This is a genomic window from Dermacoccus sp. SAI-028 (genome assembly GCF_004346775.1).
Taxonomy (GTDB): domain Bacteria; phylum Actinomycetota; class Actinomycetes; order Actinomycetales; family Dermatophilaceae; genus Dermacoccus; species Dermacoccus nishinomiyaensis.
The window spans coordinates 382,071-400,731 of sequence record NZ_SMFS01000001.1; the positions used below are offsets into that span (position 1 = coordinate 382,071).

Below are 18,661 nucleotides of genomic sequence, written 5' to 3' on the forward strand. Positions count from 1 at the left end.
TCATGAACGCGCGCCACACCGTGCGTTCATGACACAACATCCGGCTGCCCACAGGGCCTCAGCGCGCGCCACCCCGATCCGGGCACCCTCGGAGGGTGACTTCAGCGCAGACGACCCACGCCGACGCCCACGCCTGTGAACTGGCGTCCGCGACGTTCGGGGTGGTCTCGCGGGGGGCAACTGCGTCAGCTGGGCATCACGCGTCATCAGATCCGGACGCACGTGGTCGCGGGGCGATTCCGCGTGCACGGGACACAGGCGGTGCACGTGCTCGCAGCTGGGTGGTGAGACGAACGATCACCCATCTTGGCCGCCGTGCTCAACGCCGGCAATTCCGCCTGGGCTGACGGCGAGAGGCGGTGATGCTGGCAGGCCTGCGCGGTTGGCGTCATGGCTGCGCAGTGATCGTGCGGCGGCGACCGTCCTCAGCATGGTGGCGCAACGACGAATGGCGCGGCCCGAGGCGATGATGCACGCCCTGCGGCTGCTGCCCAAGCTCAAGCGTCAGGTGTTGATCGGCGACGTGCTCGGCGACGTGAGTCAGCCTTGGCCGGTGCAGCCGCTGATCTTGCGTCGTGAACGCGCGGTATTGCATGCGTTCGTGACGCAAGATCGGGCGCGTAGGGTGGCGGTCATGAAACTTCGGGCGCCGGAACTGACAGGGCGGGGCTGGCTCAACACCGGCGGCGCCGACATCACGCTGACGAGCCTGCGCGGCAAGGTCGTCGTCCTCGACTTCTGGACGTTCTGCTGCATCAACTGTCTCCACGTGCTCGATGAATTGCGCCCGCTCGAGGAGAAATACGGCGACCAGCTCGTCCTCATCGGCGTGCACTCGCCGAAGTTCGAGCACGAGGCCGATCGCGATGCCCTCGAAGCCGCCGTCGAGCGGTACGCGGTGCACCACCCCGTCCTCGACGACCCCGACCTCACGACGTGGCAGGCGTACGCGGCGCGCGCGTGGCCGACGCTCGTCGTCCTCGACCCGGAGGGCTACATCGTCGCGTCGATGTCCGGTGAAGGACACGCGCACGGATTGAGCGTGCTCATCGACGACCTCATCGCCGAGCACACGACCAAGGGGACGCTGCGTCGCGGTGACGGTCCGTACGTCGCGCCGCCTGCCCCCGAGACGTTGCTGCGTTTCCCGGGAAAGGTCATCACCGCGCCGGCGCGCCCGGTGCAGGCGCAGCCCACGGGCCGTCAGAGCGCGGACGACGCCGCCTCTTCCGCGGGTGCCGGGGAGCACCTGACGAGCGGGGGTTTCTTCGTCAGCGACACCGCGCACCACCAGGTCGTGCACCTCGCCGAGGACGGCGAGACGGAGCTCGCGCGCTACGGCGGCCCGGGGGTGTTCAACGAACCACAGGGGCTGTTGCTCCTTCCCGAAGAGGCTCGCGCACGCACCGGCGACGACCTGCTCGTCGCGGACAGCGTCAACCACGAGATCAAGGCGATTCGGTTGAGTGACGGGCGGATTCGCACCGTCGCGGGCACAGGCGAGCAGCTGCGCGAACGTGACGGCGGCGGCCCGGCGCTGCGTCAGGCGCTGTCGACGCCGTGGGATCTCGCGTGGTGGCACGACCGCGTCATCATCGCGATGGCGGGCACGCACCAGCTGTGGGCGCTGCATCTGGGCGAGAGCCCCGAGCTCAACACCGTCGCCGTGCTCGCAGGCACGAGCAACGAGGGGATCCGCGACGGCGCCGCCCACGACGCCTGGTTCGCGCAGCCCAGCGGTCTCGCGACGAGCGCGGACGGCTCACACGTCTGGGTCGCCGACTCCGAGACGAGTGCCTTGCGCAGCCTCAGCGTGAGCGACGAGGGTTTCGAGGTGACCACCCACGTCGGGCAAGGGTTGTTCGACTTCGGCCACGTCGACGGCGCGGCTGACGCGGCGCTGCTGCAGCATCCCCTCGGTGTCACGGAACTACCCGACGGATCCGTCGCCGTCGCCGACACGTACAACGGCGCGATTCGGCGCTTCGACCCGTCGAGCGGCGAGGTGACGACGCTCGCCACGGGCCTGGCCGAACCGAGCGACGTCATCGTCGTCCCGGGGGAGGTGGACGCTGATGCACACCTGCTCGTCGTCGAGTCGAACGCCCATCGTCTGACGCCGGTGGCGCTGACCGCCGAAGCGCAACGCATCGAGGGCGATGCGCAGCAGACGCAGCGCCCGCCGAGCGAGATCGCCTCGGGCGCAGTGGAACTCGTCGTCACGTTCACGCCGCCGGCGGGGCAGAAACTCGACCACCGTTACGGCGACCCGACGATGCTGCAGGTGAGCAGCTCTCCCGAGGCGTTCCTACGCGACGGAGCGCGCAAGCAGCAGGGGCTCACGCGCACGCTGACGATCGACGAGAGCGTCGGCTCGGCCATCCTGCACGTCAGCGTCCGCGCAGCCGCCTGCGACGGCGACCCCGACACCGGCGAGGTGCCCGAGCACGCCGCCTGCCATCTTTACCAACAGGATTGGGGCATCCCCCTCGTCATCACCGGCGACGGCCCCCGCACGCTGACGCTCGACCTGCGCGGCGTCTGACGATCACGTCTGCTCTTGCCGGCCCCGGGAGCTGCAACTCGGCGATGCGGGGTCGCCGCTCTCAGGCAGTGCGCCCGCACGGGCGGTGTTCAGCACGTCGAGGAATCGATGCTCCGCCGACGTGACGTCAGCACCCCTTCGAAGCGTGCCCCGGCGTCAGACGAGCGGAGCGTAGAAGTACGTCTGGCGGTAGGCGATGCGATCGTCGGCGCCGAAGCGGAAGAAGTCGGCGAACTCGAGGTGCGCGTCGCTGCCGTCCTTGAGCACCCCGTTGAACTCGCCGCGCACGAACGCCTCGTCGCCGTCGATGAGCAGTGACGTGACGCTGTGGCGCCCCGATTCGATGACGCGATCGCCCGAGTAGAACGCCCGCAGCGCCTCGCGGCCGGCCATGGGTTCGTATCCGGGGCGGCAGTAGGTGGCGTCGTCGGTGGAGATGTCGAGCACGCCCTCGACGTCGCCGGCGTCGACGACCTCGTAGTAGCGGCGGATGTGAGCGTCGCGGGATTCGCGCTGCATTCGGGTGTCCTCTCGTCACGTGGGTGTGGCGGCCGAGCATCGTCCGTCCGTCGCCACCGCCATGCCGTCGGCCCGAGCCGACCGCATGCCGTGTATCGCTGTCTGGCCTCAACCTAGTGCGCGAGTCTCACCGCGGCTAGGCTGCCGCGATGACAGAAGCATCGCTGCCCAATGCGTCGGTGGCATCCGCGACGGGGACGTCGGTCGCCGCACGCCTCGACCGGCTCCCGATCACACGCAAGCATCTGCTCGCCACGGGCGTCATCGGCCTCGGGTTGTTCTTCGACGCGTACGAGAATTTTCTCGCCTCGACGATCGCCGCTGTGCTGAAGGAAGACTTCGCGCTGAAGGGCGACGTGCTCAAGTGGGTGCTCGCGTCGGCGTTCATCGGGCAGTTCATCGGGGCGCTGTTCATGGGGCGCCTCGCCGACCGCATCGGGCGGCGCAAGGCGTTCATGGTCAACCTCGCGCTCTACTCGGCGTTCTCGCTCGCGGGCGCGTTCAGCCCGAACGCGGCGTGGCTCGTCATCACGCGGTTCTTCGCGGGCATCGGCATCGGCGGCGAGTACGCGCTCGGCGACTCCTACCTGTCCGACATCCTGCCGAAGAACAAGCGCGGGCAGTTCATCTCGTGGGCGTACACGATCAGCTTCCTCGGGGTGCCGACGGTCGGCTTCCTCGCGCGCTGGCTCGTGCCGATGACGCCGTTCGGCATCGACGGATGGCGCTGGCTGTTCGTCTTCGGCGCGATCGGCTCGATCGTCGTGTGGGCCGTGCGTACCGGGTTGCCCGAGTCGCCACGCTGGCTCGAGGCGCAGGGCCGTCACGACGAGGCCGACGCGATCACGCGCGAGTTCGAGGACGCCGCGCGCGCCGAGGGCCACACCCTCGCCGAGCCGGACGCGTCGCTCACGCCCGTCGCGTCCCGTCAGGTCTCGATGGCGTCGCTGTTCAAGGCGCCGTACACGAAGCGCACGATCATGTTGTGGCTGCTGTCGGCCCTCGAGGTGTTCGGCTACTACGGCTTCGGGACAGTGGCGCCGCTCGTCCTCGTCGCGAAGGGCTACAGCGTCACGAGTTCGCTGCTGTTCGTCGCGCTCAGCTACCTCGGCTACCCGCTCGGGTCGCTGCTGGCCGTGCCGATCGTCGAGCGCATCGAGCGCAAGTACCTCGTCATGGCGACGGCGACGCTCATGGCGATCTTCGGCCTGTGGTTCGGATTCGCGTCGTCGACGGCTCAGATCATCGCCGCCGGCTTCCTGTACTCGTGCGCGTCGAACCTGTTCTCGAACGCGTACCACGTGTATCTCGCCGATTCGTACCCGACGGCGATCCGTGGCACGGCTGCCGGCGCGGCGTACTCGTTGAGCAAGCTCGTCACGGCGTTCCTGCCGTTCATCCTGCTGCCGGTGCTCGAAGACCACGGCAGTACACCGGTGTTCGTCATCGTTGCCGTCGCGATGGGCTTGCTCGTCGTGACGGTGGGGGTGCTCGGTCACCGCAGCACGGGGCGTAGCGCGGACGCGGTGTGACGGATGCCCGAGGCGCCGCGGAACCACCACCGGGGCCCACCGGGGCACCACCTGGATCCGTCGCCCGAACCCGACGACAATGGGCCCATGACTCGCACGCTGCACGTCCTCAACGGCCCGAACCTCAACCTGCTCGGTGAGCGCGAACCGTCGATCTACGGTGCCGACACCCTCGCTGACGTCGAGACGCTCGCCGTGCGGGTCGGTGATGAGCTGGGGTTCGGCGTCGAGTGCTTCCAGAGCAACCACGAGGGGGCGCTCGTCGACGAGATCCAGCGCATCCGTCACGACAGCGCGGGCATCGTCATCAACGCGGGGGCGTACACGCACACGAGTGTCGCCATCCGGGATGCTCTCGCGAGTTTCGAGGCGCCGTTCGTCGAGGTGCACATCTCGAACGTCCATGCGCGCGAGGCGTTTCGCCACCACTCGTACTTGAGCGACAAGGCGGTGGCCGTCATCGTCGGGTGTGGTGTCCAGGGCTACGAGTTTGCGCTGCGCCGCCTGGCTGCGCTCGCCGCGACCCGCTGACCCATCTGCGATTCCTGTCCACATCTGCCATTTTCTCCACATTCGTCGGGCGTGGTGATCGGTACCGCCGCACGGCTGACTCGGGCGGACGCGTCGCCCGACGCACAGGACCAAGGTCGCGGACGGGTTGTCACCGCTCTCGCCTAGGGTGGAAACCATGACGCGCAGTGTCTTCGTCACCTCAGCCGAAGGTGAAACCGGCAAGTCCACCGTGGCCTACGGGCTGCTCGACCTCCTCTCGCGCCAGGCCGGGCGCATCGCGATCTTCCGGCCCGTTGCCACCAGCTCCCGCGACAAGGTCGTCGACCTGCTGCTGTCGCACCCGGCCGTCGACCAGGCCTACGACGACGCGCTCGGCGTCACCTACGACCAGATGCACGATGACGAGTCGGGCTCGCTCGCAACGATCCTGGCCCGTTTTGACGAGGTGTCCGCCGACGCCGATCTCGTCATGGTGCTCGGCAGCGACTTCGCGGACGTCTCGACCGGCCGCGAAGCCGAGATCAATGCCATGGTCGCCGCGAACCTCGGCGCGCCCGTCGTCCTCGTCGTCCACGGGCGCGAGCGCACCCCCGAGCAGATCGCGCAGGTCGCCGTCATGGGTTGCGAACAGTTGCGCGCGAGGCACGCGACGCCCGTCGCGATCGTCGTCAACCGCGCCACGAGCGGGGACGTCACCGGCATCCGCCTCGCCCTGACGAAGGACGCCGAGACGGCCTCGGTGCCCGTCGCCGGCGTCATTCCCGAGGTGCCCCTGCTCGTCGCACCCACCGTCGCGGCGCTCGCAGAAGCCGCCGGGGCCGAGCTGTGGCGCGGCAATCCTGAGTGGCTGCAGCGCGAGTCGCGCGGGTTCGTCGTCGCTGCGATGTCACTGCCGAACGTGCTGACGCGCCTCGTCGAGGACGTCACCGTCATCGCCCCCGGCGACCGCTACGACATCCTGCCCGGGCTCGTCCTCGCGCATCAGTCCGGCACGTTCCCCGGGCTCGCCGCCATCGTCCTGACGGGCGGTTATCGCCCGCCGGAGAGCGTGCAGCAGCTGCTCGACGGCACGAAGCTCGACGTGCCGATCCTCGTGACAGATTCGGGCACCTTCGAGACGACGGCAGCCCTGGCGCGCACGCGCAGCGCCCTCAGCTCCGGCAGTGTCGTGAAGAAGCAGACGGCGCTGCGTGCGTTCGGCGAAGCCATCGACGCCGACGGCCTCCTCGCCGCCATCGACATCGACGAGGCGGCCGCCGTCACGCCACTGATGTTCGGCCACCGTCTGCTCGATCGCGCGCGCAGCGCCCGCAAGCACATCGTCCTGCCCGAGGGTGACGATCTGCGCATCCTCAAGGCTGCCGACGAGGTGCTGCGCGGCGGCATCGCGCAACTGACGATCCTCGGTGACGAGACGCAGATCAAGGCGCTCGCGAGCAGCAACGGCCTCGACATCTCGTCCGCCTCGATCGTCTCCCCGCACGACGAGGAGCTCGTCGAGAAGTTCGCCGCCGAGTACGCCGAGATCCGCAAGGAGAAGGGCGTGACGATCGAGCTGGCCCGCGAGACGGTGCAGGACGTGTCGTACTTCGGCACGATGATGGTCCACCTCGGGCTCGCCGACGGCATGGTGAGCGGCGCAGCGCACACGACGGCGCACACGATCAAGCCGAGCTTCGAGATCATCAAGACGGCGCCCGACGCGGACATCGTCAGCTCCGTGTTCCTCATGGCGCTCGCCGATCAGGTGCTCGTCTACGGTGACTGCGCCGTCAACCCCGACCCGAACGCCGAGCAACTCGCCGACATCGCGATCAGTTCGGCGAAGACGGCGTCGGCGTTCGGCATCGAGCCGCGCGTCGCGATGCTGTCGTACTCGACGGGCACCTCCGGCAGCGGCGCCGACGTCGAGAAGGTGCGGGCCGCAACCGAACTCGTGCACGAGCGCGCGCCGGAACTCGCCGTCGACGGGCCGATCCAGTACGACGCGGCCGTCGAACCGAGCGTCGCGAAGTCGAAGATGCCCGACTCGCCCGTCGCAGGGCGCGCGACGGTGTTGATCTTCCCCGACCTCAACACCGGCAACAACACGTACAAGGCCGTGCAGCGCTCGGCGGGTGCCGTCGCCATGGGCCCGGTGCTGCAGGGGCTCAACAAGCCCGTCAACGACCTGTCGCGCGGCGCGCTCGTCGAGGACATCGTCAACACCATCGCCATCACGGCCGTGCAGGCGCAGGAGGAGAAGGCATGAACGACGTGGCGCAGGCGCCGAGCAGCGAGCGGGACGGCGGGGCCGGCAACGTCCTCGTCATCAACGCGGGGTCGAGTTCGCTCAAGTACCAGATCGTCGACCCGGTGACGGGGGAGTTCGTCGTCAAGGGCCTCGCCGAGCGCGTCGGCGACTCGGGCGGCACGATCACGCACGAGTACCGCAGCGAGAAGACGACGCACGACGTCGACATGGCCGACCACGGCGTCGCCCTCGAGGAGATGACGAAGGTCATGGCCGAGACGGGGTTGCCGATCGAGGACGCGGACGTCGTCGTCGTGGGTCACCGCGTCGTGCACGGCGGGCGCAACTTCACGGGCCCCGAGATGATCACCGACTACGTGCTCGACGAGATCAAACGCCTCGGAACCCTTGCGCCGCTGCACAATCCGGCGCACGCGCTCGGCATCGAGGCGGCTCGGCGCATCTTTCCCGACCTGCCGCAGGTCGCCGTGTTCGACACCGGGTTCTTCTCGACGTTGCCCGCCTCCGCGTACACCTACGCGATCGACGCGAAGCTCGCGAAGGAGCACGCCATCCGTCGCTACGGCTTCCACGGCACGTCGCACGAGTACGTCTCGGCGCGGGTCGCACAGTTTCTCGAACGTCCCGTCGAGGGGTTCAAGCAGATCATCTGCCATCTCGGCAACGGCGCGTCGATCTCGGCGATCGACGGGGGCCGCGCCGTCGACACGTCGATGGGCATGACGCCGCTCGAGGGCCTCGTCATGGGCACGCGTGGTGGCGACATGGACCCGGCCGTCGTCCTGCACCTCAACCGTGTCGCGGGGCTCGGCGTCGACGAGATCGACACGCTGCTCAACAAGAAGTCGGGCATCCTCGGACTGACGGGGTCAGGCGACTTCCGCGACCTCATGCGGCGCGTCGACGACGGTGACGAGACGGCGCAGCTCGCATTCGACGTCTACGTGCACCGGCTCGTCAAGTACATCGGCGCGTACGCGGCGGCGCTCGAGGGCGTCGACGTCATCACGTTCACCGCCGGCGTCGGCGAGAACAACGCCGCCATCCGCGAGGCCGTGTGCCGCCGTCTCGGGTGGCTCGGCGTGACGTTCGACGCAGCCGCCAACAGCGCCGACGATCATGACGCGCGCATCATCTCCGCGGCAGGATCGCCTGTGACCGTGTGCGTCGTCCCGACGAACGAAGAGCTTGCCATCGCGCGTCACGCGGTGGCGGCGATCGACGCCTGACGCGCGCCCCCATTCGCTGCAGTTGCGCACCGAGTGGGTCGCGGTGCGCCTCCCCACATCGTGCGTCTACGCGTCATGTGGGGCGTCGCGGAATCGCTGCGGCCCGGCTCCCTTCGTGAGGGAGCCGGGCCGCAGCGGTTCTGGTCGAGACCGGTGAGGTCAGATCAGAAAGCGCTCTCCGGGACGTCCATGAGCGAGCCGTCCTCGGCGATGGTGATGGCCTTCTCCGACGCCATGCGCGGCAGCACGGTGCGCGCGAAGAACTGCGCCGCGGCAACCTTGCCGGTGTAGAAGTCGGTGTCCTTGCCGGCGTCGCCCGCCTCGAGGCGGGCCTGCGCGACGATGGCGGCCCGCAGCAGCAGCCAGCCGATGACGACGTCGCCCGCAGCGAGCAGCAGACGCGTCGACGTCAGGCCGATCTTGTACGCCTCGGTCGGCTTCTCGAGCGAACCCATCGCGGCTCCGAACATGAACTCACCCATGTCCTTGAGGTCCGTCGCGGCCTGCGCGAGCAGACCCGCCTCACGCTTGAGGGCCTCGGGAGCCTGGCCGATCGTCGTCTCGATCTCCTTCTGCAGCATGCCGAGGGCGACACCCTGATCCTTGACGATCTTGCGGAAGAAGAAGTCGAGGCCCTGGATGGCCGTCGTGCCTTCGTAGAGCGTGTCGATCTTTGCGTCACGCACGTACTGCTCGAGCGGGTACTCCTTGAGGAAGCCCGACCCGCCGTACGTCTGCAGCGACTCGGTGCCGAGCAGCACCCACGCGCGCTCCGAACCGACGCCCTTGACGATGGGCAGCAGCAGGTCGTTGAGGCGCGCCGCCATCTCGGCGGGGCTGCCCTCCTCGAGCTCGGCGGCCGGGTTGCCCTTCGTCGCCTGGTCGACGACGTCCTGCTGGCACGCGGTGTACATGACGAGCGAACGCAGACCCTCGGCGTAGGCCTTCTGCAGCATGAGGCTGCGGCGCACGTCCGGGTGGTGCGTGATCGTGACGCGCGGCGCGTCCTTCTGCGGCGTCGTCATGTCGGCACCCTGGACGCGCTCCTTGGCGTACTCGAGCGCGTTGAGGTAGCCGGTCGACAGCGTCGCGATCGCCTTCGTGCCGACGAACATGCGGGCGTTCTCGATGACCTTGAACATCTGTGCGATGCCGTCGTGGACGTCGCCGAGCAGCGTGCCGACGGCGGGTGCACCGTCACCGAACGTCACCTCGCAGGTCGTGGAGACCTTGAGGCCCATCTTGTCCTCGACGTTCGTCACGTATGCGCCGTTGCGCTCGCCGAGCTCACCCGTCTCGAGGTCGACGTGGAACTTCGGGACGATGAACAGCGACAGGCCCTTCGTGCCGGGGCCGGCGCCCTCAGGGCGGGCGAGGACGAAGTGGACGACGTTGTCGACCATGTCCGACTCGGCCGAGGTGATGAAGCGCTTGACGCCCGTGATGTTCCACGTGCCGTCGTCGTTCTGCGTGGCCTTCGTGCGGCCGGCGCCGACGTCAGAACCGGCGTCGGGCTCGGTCAGCACCATCGTGCAGTGCCAGCCACCGTCGACGATGTGCTTGGCGAGCTTCTTCTGCTCGTCGTTGCCCATGAAGTACAGCAGCGACGCGAACGCGTAGCTCGCGGAGAACATGTGGACGGCCGGGTTGGCGCCGCAGACGAGTTCGGCGAGCGACCAGCGCACGGACGGCGGCACCTTCATGCCGTCGAGCTCGACGGGGGCGTCGAGCATGCCCCAGCCGGCGTCGATGTACGACTTGTACGACTTCTTGAACGACTCCGGCATCGTGACCGACTTGGTCTCCGGGTCGTAGACCGGGGGGTTGCGGTCGGAGTCGATGAGGCTCGCCGCGAGGTCACCCTCGGCGAGCTTCGCGACCTGGCCGATGATGTCCTTCGCGACGTCGACGTCGACGTCCTCGTAGATGCCGGTGCCCAGCACGTCCTGACGGTTGAAGACCTCGAAGAGGTTGAACTCAAGGTCGCGAACGTTGCTCTTGTAGTGAGACAAGATGTCCTCCGAGATCGGTAGGGGTGCAGCGCGATGGTCCAGGCGCTACTCGCCGGTAAGTCTACTCATGAGTACGCGAGGTTGTGCTGAGTGCTCGGTTTGCCTCGCCGGTGGGGAGCCCGGACGATGGAGGCATGACCCCTCGAAGCCCTGACGCACGTGGTGCTGCAGCGAACGCTGACGTGCCCGCGGGCGCGATCCCGAGCGAAACACGCCGCGACGCAGCGCTAGCGCGACTGCGGGCGCGCGGAGAACGCGTGACGCCTGGACGACGAGCCGTCCTCGACGTGTTGAGCCGCGAACCGGGTCACATCGACGCCGATGCCGTCGCGGCGCTCGTCGACGAGGTCGAACCGGGTATCCACCGCGCGACGATCTACCGCTCGCTGCAGGCTCTCGTCGACGCTGACATCGTCACGCACACCCACGTTCCGGGCGGCGCGACGATCTACCACCTGGCGGCCGACGTGGCGCGTGAGGGGGCGAAGGCCGATGTTGGTGCATCGGATGGGGAGTCGGGGGAGGGCGATGCCGCCGGGCACGAGGTCACCGGGCACGTGGCCGAGCCTCACGCCCACGCGCACCTGCAGTGCGACACGTGCGGGCGCTTCGTCGACGTCGACGTGGCCGAGTTCGCGCCACTCGCCGCAAGAATCAAGGAGCTGACGGGGTTCACGCTCGACGCCGAGCACGGGGCGCTGCTGGGGCGGTGTGCGCAGTGCTCGAAGGAGCCACAGCCGACCTCGCGTCCCGGCGAGGCCGAGCAAGAATGACGAAAGGGGCCGGATCCCATCGGATCCGGCCCCTTTCACATGCTTGGAGCGAGTGACGAGAATCGAACTCGCGTATTCAGCTTGGGAAGCTGATGTTCTACCATTGAACTACACTCGCGAGCCCCGCCACGGCGGGGTTCTTGCCTGTCCGGCGCCCGTCCTGGTGAACGTCCGGCGCGTCGATCAAGCGCCTCGTACTCTAGCGCGTCCGCGCCGTACGTGCATGTCATGACGGACGGTGTGTCGGTCTCTCGCCACCGACGGCGCCGATGAGTGAGAGCGGGGCCGCGGCAGACGCGCGTCGATTACCGTAGCCGTGTGCTGCTTTCGGACCGTGACATCAAGAGCCAGATCGATTCCGGCCGGGTCGTGCTCGACCCGTACGAACCGTCGATGATCCAGCCGTCGAGCATCGACGTGCGCCTCGACAAGTTCTTCCGGTTGTTCGACAACCACAAGTACCCCTTCATCGACCCCGCCGCCGAGCAGCCGGAACTGACGCGCCTCGTCGAGGTCGACGCGTCCGAGCCGTTCATCCTGCACCCCGGCGAGTTCGTCCTCGGCTCGACCTACGAGCAGATCACGCTGCCCGATGACGTCGCCGCTCGTGTCGAGGGCAAGTCGTCGCTTGGTCGCCTCGGATTGCTGACGCACGCGACGGCGGGCTTCGTCGACCCCGGTTTCTCCGGCCACGTGACGCTCGAGTTGAGCAACGTCGCGACGCTGCCCATCAAGCTGTGGCCGGGCATGAAGATCGGCCAGCTGTGCTTCTTCCAGCTGACGTCCCCCGCCGAACACCCTTACGGCAGCTCCGAATACGGCTCGCACTACCAGGGCCAGCGCGGCCCCACCGCGAGCCGCAGTTTCTCCTCCTTCCACCGCACCGACGTCTGACGATGGCCGACGAGAGCGACGACGACGTCACGTCGCTGCCGGCGCGCGCGGCCGTCGAGCTCAGCCGTCGTCTCGGCTCCGAGCTCGAGGTCGAGGTCGCCCCGGGGCAAGCAGATTCTCCGCGCGTACCGGACGGTGAAGCCACCCCCGTCGACGAGACCTCCCTCGGCGACAAAGTGGTCGGCCTCGCCGCCGACGCCGCCGATGCGCTGCTGCGCGACGACGAACTCGGCGACGAGGCGCTCGACGGTGTCACCGTCGATGACGACGCCGACGCCGTGAGGGCACCGCAGCGTGCCGCAACGACGCGTCGCGAGTCCGACGTGCTGGCGTCCACCAACCCGCCGACGCCCATGCCGCACGTGCATCGTCCTGAGGGTGAGGACGACGGGGACGAGCAGGATGACGGCAGGGCGGACCGCGACGGCGGGCGGGCCGGCGCCGGGGGTGCCGCCGCTCCTGACGCTCCCGCGCAAGACGGTTCGGCTGCCGTCGACGCCCCCCTGAGCGTGGAGGCGCCACAGCGTCCGGCGACGACGAAGCGCGGTGGTGCGGCCGTCGTCGCGAGTCCGTTGCTGACGATGCCGCGCGTGCGTCACCCCGAGGCGATCGTGCTGTTCGTCCACGGAGGCGACGTCGAAGGTCACCTGCGGATGCGTCGCGGTGACCCCGCCTACCTGCGCATCGTGCCGTTCGCGCGCGACGTCGAGCGTCGTAGCCACGGCCGAATCGGGGGTGCGACGCTGCGCCTCGCCGTCCGTGGGTGGAACGAGCCGGAGAAGCCGGCCGTCGAGGACACACGCTGGGCTCTCGGCGAGCTGCGCGATCGCTACCCGGGCGTGCCGATCGCCATCGCCGGCCACTCGATGGGTGGGCGGGTCGCGCTCGACATCGCGAGCAGCGAGGACGTCGCCGCCGTCGTGGCGCTCGCGCCGTGGGCGGCAGAAGCGTCCGAGCCCGCGACGTTCCGCACCATCCCGCTGCTCGGCATCCACGGCCGACGCGACACCGTGACCAACCCCGTCGCGACGAAGAAGCTCATCGACGACGTCGCGGCCCTCGGGGGCGACGCCCGCTTCGTCTCGATGCCGGGCTGGCACGCGATGCTGTGGGGCGCGCCGCGCTGGCACCGTGAGACGTCGCGGTTCCTCATCGACCACTTGCTCGACGGTGCCGCCCCGGGTGACGGCGACCGCGCCATCCCCGCAACCGGTGTGGAGAACGTCGAGACGTAGAGCGCCGGGGACGAAACCGTCAGCCCGGCCTCCAGGCCCTGACGGCGCACCGGCAGCGGCCCCGCGACTGCAGACGAAAATCGCCGGTGGGGACAGTAATCGCGGAGGGGCGCGGTCATGGCGAGGTCACCCGGTACTGCCCGGCGGGGCCGACGCCGAAGTTCGGCGTCGGTGACGGCTTGTGCGTCGTCTCCGACGTGCACGTCAGCGTCGGCGTGACGGCGTTCTGCGTTGCTTCGACGCCGGGCTCGCGCGAGGCGTCGTACCGGTAGGTGCGAGCCTCGCCCTCGAAGAACGGCGCCGCGCTGGTCTCGAAGTCGACGGCGGCGCTCGGCGGGCCGGGGCGTCCGCGTTCCTGACCCATGACGGCCTCGTAGTTCCACCGATACTTCTCGTGCGAGTGCGGCTCGATGATGCTCGTCGAACCCTTCGCGGTCACCGCCGACGTCGGGTCGTCGATGACGAGTCGGACGCGTCCAGGGTCGCCGTCACCGGTGGCCCGCCCGTCGATGCGATGGATGAAATCAGCCGAGTTCTCGATGTTGAGCGTACGCACCCCCGCGGGGAGCTTGGCGGCCCCGACCGGCGAACCGTACGTCGTGACGTGGGTGACGTTGAGACCGTCGGAGCGACGGCGCGCGAGGTTCGTCATCACCATGCCGCCCTGCGAGTGACCCACGAGCATGACCGGCTCGCCCTTGCCGAGCACGCCCTCACGCTGCATCGCATCGCGCAAGGCATCCCGGACGGCGACTTCGCCACCGCTGACGAGACCCGCCGCGGCGGCAACGTTGCCGGAGCCGTCGAGTGGCGTGCGGGCGTTCCAGGAGAACGTCGCGGTGCCGGGGATCATCGCGATCCAGCGGCCCTGGCCAGTGGCCGGGTCGACGACGCGCTGCACCTGGATGTGGGCGGAGTCGTTGCCGTTCTCGTACAGATCGTCGATGCGTCCCATGCTCTGGCCGACGCTGCGCACTGCGGGTGCGGGCCGGGGCGCATCGGGCCCGCTGACGATCGAGGTGGTGACGGGGTTCGGAGTGCCCAGCGCACGCACGAGGCCGATGTTGATGCCGGCGACATTCTCCTCGTACGAACCCGGCAGTCTCGCGTCGATGATGGCGACGACGTCACCGACGATCATCGCGGTCGTATCGGGCGAGGGCGCGTTGCCGGTCCATTGGCGCATCGAGATCTTCGCCAGAGTCACCGTCAGCGAGTACGTCGCGATGGCTGTTTTCATGTGGGCGACGGCGCAGGCTTCGGCGAGCTCGTAGGCGTCGAGCGAGGCGCTCACGAGAGTGCTGAGCAACTGCGCGCGCAGCGCCGTGGCCGTCAGGGTGGCCGCCAGATCGAGTGACGCCGTGGCGCATGTCGTGGCCGTGCCAGGGGAGAGGGCATCCCCGGTGAACGGCAGGCCCCAGCCGATCGACAGGCTCGTGGTGGAAGCGCTGCTCGCGTCACCGTGCGCCGTCGTCAGCGCGGCGGCGAGGGTGCGCAGATCAGCGAGGTTGGCGTCGACGGCGCTCGGGCCGGCGCTCTTCTTAGCGATGACGGTGCCTGTCACCGACGAGCTGGGCGGGTCGACTCTCATGCGGCGTGCTCCCATCCGGGGTCGGGACGCATCTCATCCTGGGCGTCGCCAGCCGCGAGGCAGCCGCTCGGCGCGCCCGATTGCGCATGGAGGCCGACGAGTGCCGCCACGACCTCGGCGCGAACGTCGAACCAGTCGCGTGTTGCGTCGTCGAACCCGACGTCGCACCACTCGCCGCCTCGGCGCGCTGCGATGAGGCAAGGTGTCGCGACCTCGTCCAGACAGCCGATGACGACGAGGTCGGCGTCGGCGTCGGGCGGGGCGTCGACGACGAGCTGTAGCACGGCGCTGACGACGTCCTCGGCGGCGTGGACGCTCGCGCCCCGGGTGCTCGCGAGGCGGAACAACCCGTCAGCGAAGGTGACCTCGAGCAACGACGTGTGTTGCCCGGCACGGGCTCGCACGAGCAGGAACGGCTGCGTCATCGTCATCCCCGCCAGTCGCCGTAGTGGGAGTAGTCGTACGGACCCTCGCTCTCGTCGCGGTGCAGGGCCTTGCCCACCTTCGACAGGCCATCGCGCGCGAGATCGATCGGCGCCATGACGACGTTGGTCACGCTGGTCTGATGCGATTCGACCGATGCGGCGTGCCGGCCGATGTCGGTCGCGAACGACGCCGCGTCGTCACCGCAGGCGTCGAGGTCGCGGGCGAACGAGGTGAGGACGCTGCGGCAATGGTCGGCCGCACCGGACGTCCACTGCGTCGTCGTGATGGTCGTGCGCAGATCCGTGGCGGACTGTGCGAGGTCGCTCGAGAGCAGGTCGGCTCGCCGCTGCTGCGCCCGGATGTCGTCTCCGAGAGTGCTCATGACGGCGACGCTAGGTCCCTGCGTCGCCCCCGCGCAGCCCGGGCGCCGCGACCCTGTGGATCAGCCCTCCCGAGAGCGTCGAAACGGCCCGTGGCCGTCACTGCCTGTGGATGACGAGGCCGCGCCGCCGGTCCGCCTCGTCGTCCAGATGCACCCGGGTGCATCTGGACGCACGAGGCGGGGGCGTGAGTAGCGGAACCCTGGCAGGCGAACTGGGATGGACGAACCCCGCTCAACGAACCTCGCTCAACAAACCCCGCCCGAGGCGCCCCATGAAACGACGAACGGGGCGCCCGTCCCGCTGATCTCTCAGCGGAACGAAGCGCCCCGGGTGTCAACCCTCGTGCCCGTGACGGGCGGGTGCGGCGGCTCAGACGGTCTGCGTCGCGCCCTCGTCGACGGCCTTCGTGTCCTCACCGCGACGCACCGCGGCGAGCAGCATGTTGGCGACGTCGACGACCTCGACCTCTTCGCGCGCGTTGCCGTCGCTCTGCTCGGCCGTGAGGCCGTCCGTCATCATGACGCGGCAGAACGGGCAGCCGATGGCGATGCGGTCGGCGCCGGTGGCGACGGCCTCCTTCGTACGGTTGAGGTTGATGCGCTCACCGAGCTTCTCCTCCATCCACATGCGGGCGCCGCCGGCGCCGCAGCAGAAGGACTTCTCGCCGGAGCGTTCCATCTCCTTGTACTCGACGCCGGGCAGCGACGCGATGAGTTCGCGCGGCGGCGCGTAGACCTGGTTGTGACGGCCGAGATAGCACGGGTCGTGGTACGTGACCGACTTGCCCGTCGACGCAGCGCCCGACTTGTCCTTCGGCTGCTGCGCGAACTCCTCCGGCGCCGCGACGGGCGTCAGCTTCTTCTCGCGCACGAGACGGTTGAGCAGCTGCGTGTGGTGGACGACCTCGTACTCGCCCCCGATCTGCGGGTACTCGTTCTTGATCGTGTTGAAGCAGTGCGCACACGTGACGACGATCTTCTTCGCCTTCGCCTCGTTGAGCGTCGCGACGTTCTGGCCGGCGAGCATCTGGAAGAGGATCTCGTTTCCGGCGCGGCGTGCCGGGTCGCCGGTGCAGCTCTCGCCGTCACCGAGGACGGCGAAGTCGACGCCCGCTGTGTGCAGCAGCTCGGCGACGGCGCGCGTCGTCTTCTTCGCACGGTCCTCGTAGGCGCCGGCGCAGCCGACCCAGAACAGCCACTCGACCTCGTCGGCGGATTCGACGTCGGAGCCGATGACCTTGACGTCGAACGGCAGGCCCTTGGCCCACTCGAGGCGAGCCCGCGCCGACATGCCCCACGGGTTCGACTTGTTCTCGAGGTTCTTGAACAGGCCCGCGAGTTCGGTCGGGAACGCGGACTCGATGAGCGTCTGGTAGCGACGCATGTCGACGATGTGGTCGACGTGCTCGATGTCGACGGGGCACTGCTCGACACAGGCGCCACACGTCGTGCACGACCACAGGACGTCCTCGTCGATGATGGCACCGGCCGCGTCACCGTTCGCGGTGGTGCCGGCCGGGTTGTACGCCGTCAGCGGGTTCGCGATGTCGTAGCCGGTCGAGCCGATGAGCGGCGTGCGCAGCAGGTCGACGCCGGAGTGGTCGGCGACCGTCGGCAGGCCCTTCTCGTCGACGGGCCCGGACGCGGCCGCAGCGGCCTGCAGGAACGGCGCCTTCGCGGCGGAGTGGTCGCGCAGCGTCATCATGAGCAGCTTGGGCGACAGCGGCTTTTCGGTGTTCCACGCGGGACACTGGCTCTGGCAACGACCGCACTCGGTGCAGGTGGAGAAGTCGAGCAGGCCCTTCCACGTGAAGTCCTCGACCTTGCCGACACCCAGGACGGTGTCCTCGTCGAGCTCGAGCTCCTCGACGTCCTTGAGCGGCTCGCCGTCGACCATCATCGGCTTCGCGGCGCCGAGGGCCGTGCGGCCGTCCGCGTTGCGCTTGAACCAGATGTTCGGGAACGCGAGGAAGCGGTGCCAGGCAACACCCATCGTCGTGTTGAGCGAGATCGTGATCATCCACGCCATCGAGATGAGGATCTTGATCGCGGCGATGACGACGATGAGCTGCTCGAGGCCGTCCTTGCCGATCGACTCGAACGGCTTGCCGAGGAAAAACGTCATCGGGAAGTGCAGGACGCTCGCGTGGTGGCTGCCGTCGACGCGGCCCAGCGCGTACTCGAGCGCGCGCAGGCTGACGATGCACAGACCGACGCCGAAGATCGTGAACTCGACGTAGTAGGCCTGCCAGAACGACGAACCGAAGAAGCGCGACTTGCGGCCGTCCTTGCCGGCCGAACGGCCCGGGTGGTTCTTGCGGCGGTTCCAGATGAGCCAGCAGATGCCGAGGAAGCCCGTCCACGCCATGAACTCGGTCAGCCACTCCCAGGGAGCGAACGTTCCGATGATCGGCAGCGTGAAGTCGGGGTTGAAGATCTGGCCGTAGGCGGTGACCAGGGTGAAGAACAGGATGCCGAAGCTGATCATCGTGAACCAGTGCGCGACGGCGACGATCGGCAGGCGGGACATGCGCGTGTGTCCGAGGAACTCGCGCAGCAACGTGACGGTTCGCGCACCGGGGTTGTCCGTGCGCTTTTCGGGTGCGCCGACCTTGAACCGCGCCACCATCTGTGCCACGGCGCGCACGAGCAGCGAGACGCCGATGACGGTGATGACGACGCAGATCACTGCGGCGACGATCTGGAGGGCTGACATGGGCCCCAGTCTAGACGGGGCTACCGGCCGGTAACCCGGG

At 68.7% G+C, this 18,661-nt stretch carries 14 protein-coding genes and 1 tRNA gene; 8 read left to right on the plus strand and 7 right to left on the minus strand.

What is annotated here, in order from left to right:
* Positions 1-634: 634 nt before the first annotated feature.
* The gene (locus tag EDC82_RS01815) at positions 635-2,545 is read left to right on the plus strand and encodes an NHL domain-containing thioredoxin family protein (protein WP_115297108.1); all 1,911 of its coding nucleotides are present in this window, start codon (positions 635-637) and stop codon (positions 2,543-2,545) included.
* A gap of 156 nt (positions 2,546-2,701) precedes the next feature.
* Here the strand turns inward: EDC82_RS01815 and EDC82_RS01820 are convergent, their stop codons facing one another.
* Positions 2,702-3,064 carry a nuclear transport factor 2 family protein gene (locus EDC82_RS01820; protein ID WP_074039704.1) on the minus strand — a complete coding sequence of 121 codons (363 nt, stop codon included), beginning with the start codon at positions 3,062-3,064 and terminating at the stop codon, positions 2,702-2,704.
* A gap of 149 nt (positions 3,065-3,213) precedes the next feature.
* Between EDC82_RS01820 and EDC82_RS01825 the strand changes: the two genes are divergently transcribed.
* The 4 genes from EDC82_RS01825 to EDC82_RS01840 all read left to right on the plus strand — a co-directional run bounded on the left by EDC82_RS01825 (position 3,214) and on the right by EDC82_RS01840 (position 8,592).
* The gene (locus EDC82_RS01825) at positions 3,214-4,596 is read left to right on the plus strand and encodes an MFS transporter (protein WP_074039706.1); all 1,383 of its coding nucleotides are present in this window, start codon (positions 3,214-3,216) and stop codon (positions 4,594-4,596) included.
* A gap of 87 nt (positions 4,597-4,683) precedes the next feature.
* Positions 4,684-5,127, plus strand: coding sequence for a type II 3-dehydroquinate dehydratase (gene aroQ, locus EDC82_RS01830; RefSeq protein ID WP_074039708.1), 444 nt, complete (start codon positions 4,684-4,686; stop codon positions 5,125-5,127).
* A 157-nt stretch (positions 5,128-5,284) separates the two neighbouring features.
* The gene (gene pta, locus EDC82_RS01835; protein WP_074039711.1) at positions 5,285-7,360 is read left to right on the plus strand and encodes a phosphate acetyltransferase; all 2,076 of its coding nucleotides are present in this window, start codon (positions 5,285-5,287) and stop codon (positions 7,358-7,360) included.
* Entirely contained in the window at positions 7,357-8,592 is a 1,236-nt protein-coding gene (locus EDC82_RS01840; protein ID WP_074039713.1) for an acetate/propionate family kinase, read from the plus strand. Before pta ends, EDC82_RS01840 begins: the two co-directional genes overlap by 4 nt.
* Positions 8,593-8,756: 164 nt before the next feature.
* Here the strand turns inward: EDC82_RS01840 and EDC82_RS01845 are convergent, their stop codons facing one another.
* Positions 8,757-10,604, minus strand: a complete 1,848-nt coding sequence (locus tag EDC82_RS01845; RefSeq protein ID WP_131940417.1) for an acyl-CoA dehydrogenase — start codon at positions 10,602-10,604, stop codon at positions 8,757-8,759.
* 257 nt (positions 10,605-10,861) lie between these two features.
* Between EDC82_RS01845 and EDC82_RS01850 the strand changes: the two genes are divergently transcribed.
* The gene (locus tag EDC82_RS01850) at positions 10,862-11,377 is read left to right on the plus strand and encodes a Fur family transcriptional regulator (protein WP_235006069.1); all 516 of its coding nucleotides are present in this window, start codon (positions 10,862-10,864) and stop codon (positions 11,375-11,377) included.
* Positions 11,378-11,421: 44 nt separating this feature from the next.
* On the opposite strand, the gene EDC82_RS01855 is transcribed toward EDC82_RS01850, so the two are convergent.
* Positions 11,422-11,495, minus strand: a tRNA-Gly gene (locus EDC82_RS01855).
* Positions 11,496-11,695: 200 nt separating this feature from the next.
* On the opposite strand from EDC82_RS01855, the gene dcd reads away from it, so the two are divergent.
* Both dcd and EDC82_RS14700 read left to right on the plus strand, forming a co-directional pair.
* Complete coding sequence (dcd, locus tag EDC82_RS01860; protein WP_006947114.1) at positions 11,696-12,271, plus strand: dCTP deaminase; 576 nt, start codon at positions 11,696-11,698, stop codon at positions 12,269-12,271.
* A gap of 2 nt (positions 12,272-12,273) precedes the next feature.
* Complete coding sequence (locus EDC82_RS14700; RefSeq protein WP_006947111.1) at positions 12,274-13,506, plus strand: alpha/beta hydrolase; 1,233 nt, start codon at positions 12,274-12,276, stop codon at positions 13,504-13,506.
* Between the two features lie 115 nt (positions 13,507-13,621).
* Here the strand turns inward: EDC82_RS14700 and EDC82_RS01870 are convergent, their stop codons facing one another.
* The 4 genes from EDC82_RS01870 to EDC82_RS01885 all read right to left on the minus strand — a co-directional run bounded on the left by EDC82_RS01870 (position 13,622) and on the right by EDC82_RS01885 (position 18,621).
* Positions 13,622-15,097 carry a hypothetical protein gene (locus EDC82_RS01870; protein ID WP_131940421.1) on the minus strand — a complete coding sequence of 492 codons (1,476 nt, stop codon included), beginning with the start codon at positions 15,095-15,097 and terminating at the stop codon, positions 13,622-13,624.
* On the minus strand, positions 15,094-15,528 hold the full coding sequence (locus EDC82_RS01875) for a hypothetical protein (RefSeq protein WP_143181188.1): 435 nt from the start codon (positions 15,526-15,528) through the stop codon (positions 15,094-15,096). The genes EDC82_RS01870 and EDC82_RS01875 overlap by 4 nt, the downstream gene beginning before the upstream one ends.
* Entirely contained in the window at positions 15,525-15,905 is a 381-nt protein-coding gene (locus EDC82_RS01880) for a hypothetical protein (protein ID WP_040015042.1), read from the minus strand. Before EDC82_RS01880 ends, EDC82_RS01875 begins: the two co-directional genes overlap by 4 nt.
* Before the next feature lie 370 nt (positions 15,906-16,275).
* Positions 16,276-18,621 (minus strand): (Fe-S)-binding protein, encoded by a 2,346-nt coding sequence (locus EDC82_RS01885; protein WP_006947058.1) that lies wholly within the window; start codon positions 18,619-18,621, stop codon positions 16,276-16,278.
* Between the last annotated feature and the right edge of the window lie 40 nt (positions 18,622-18,661).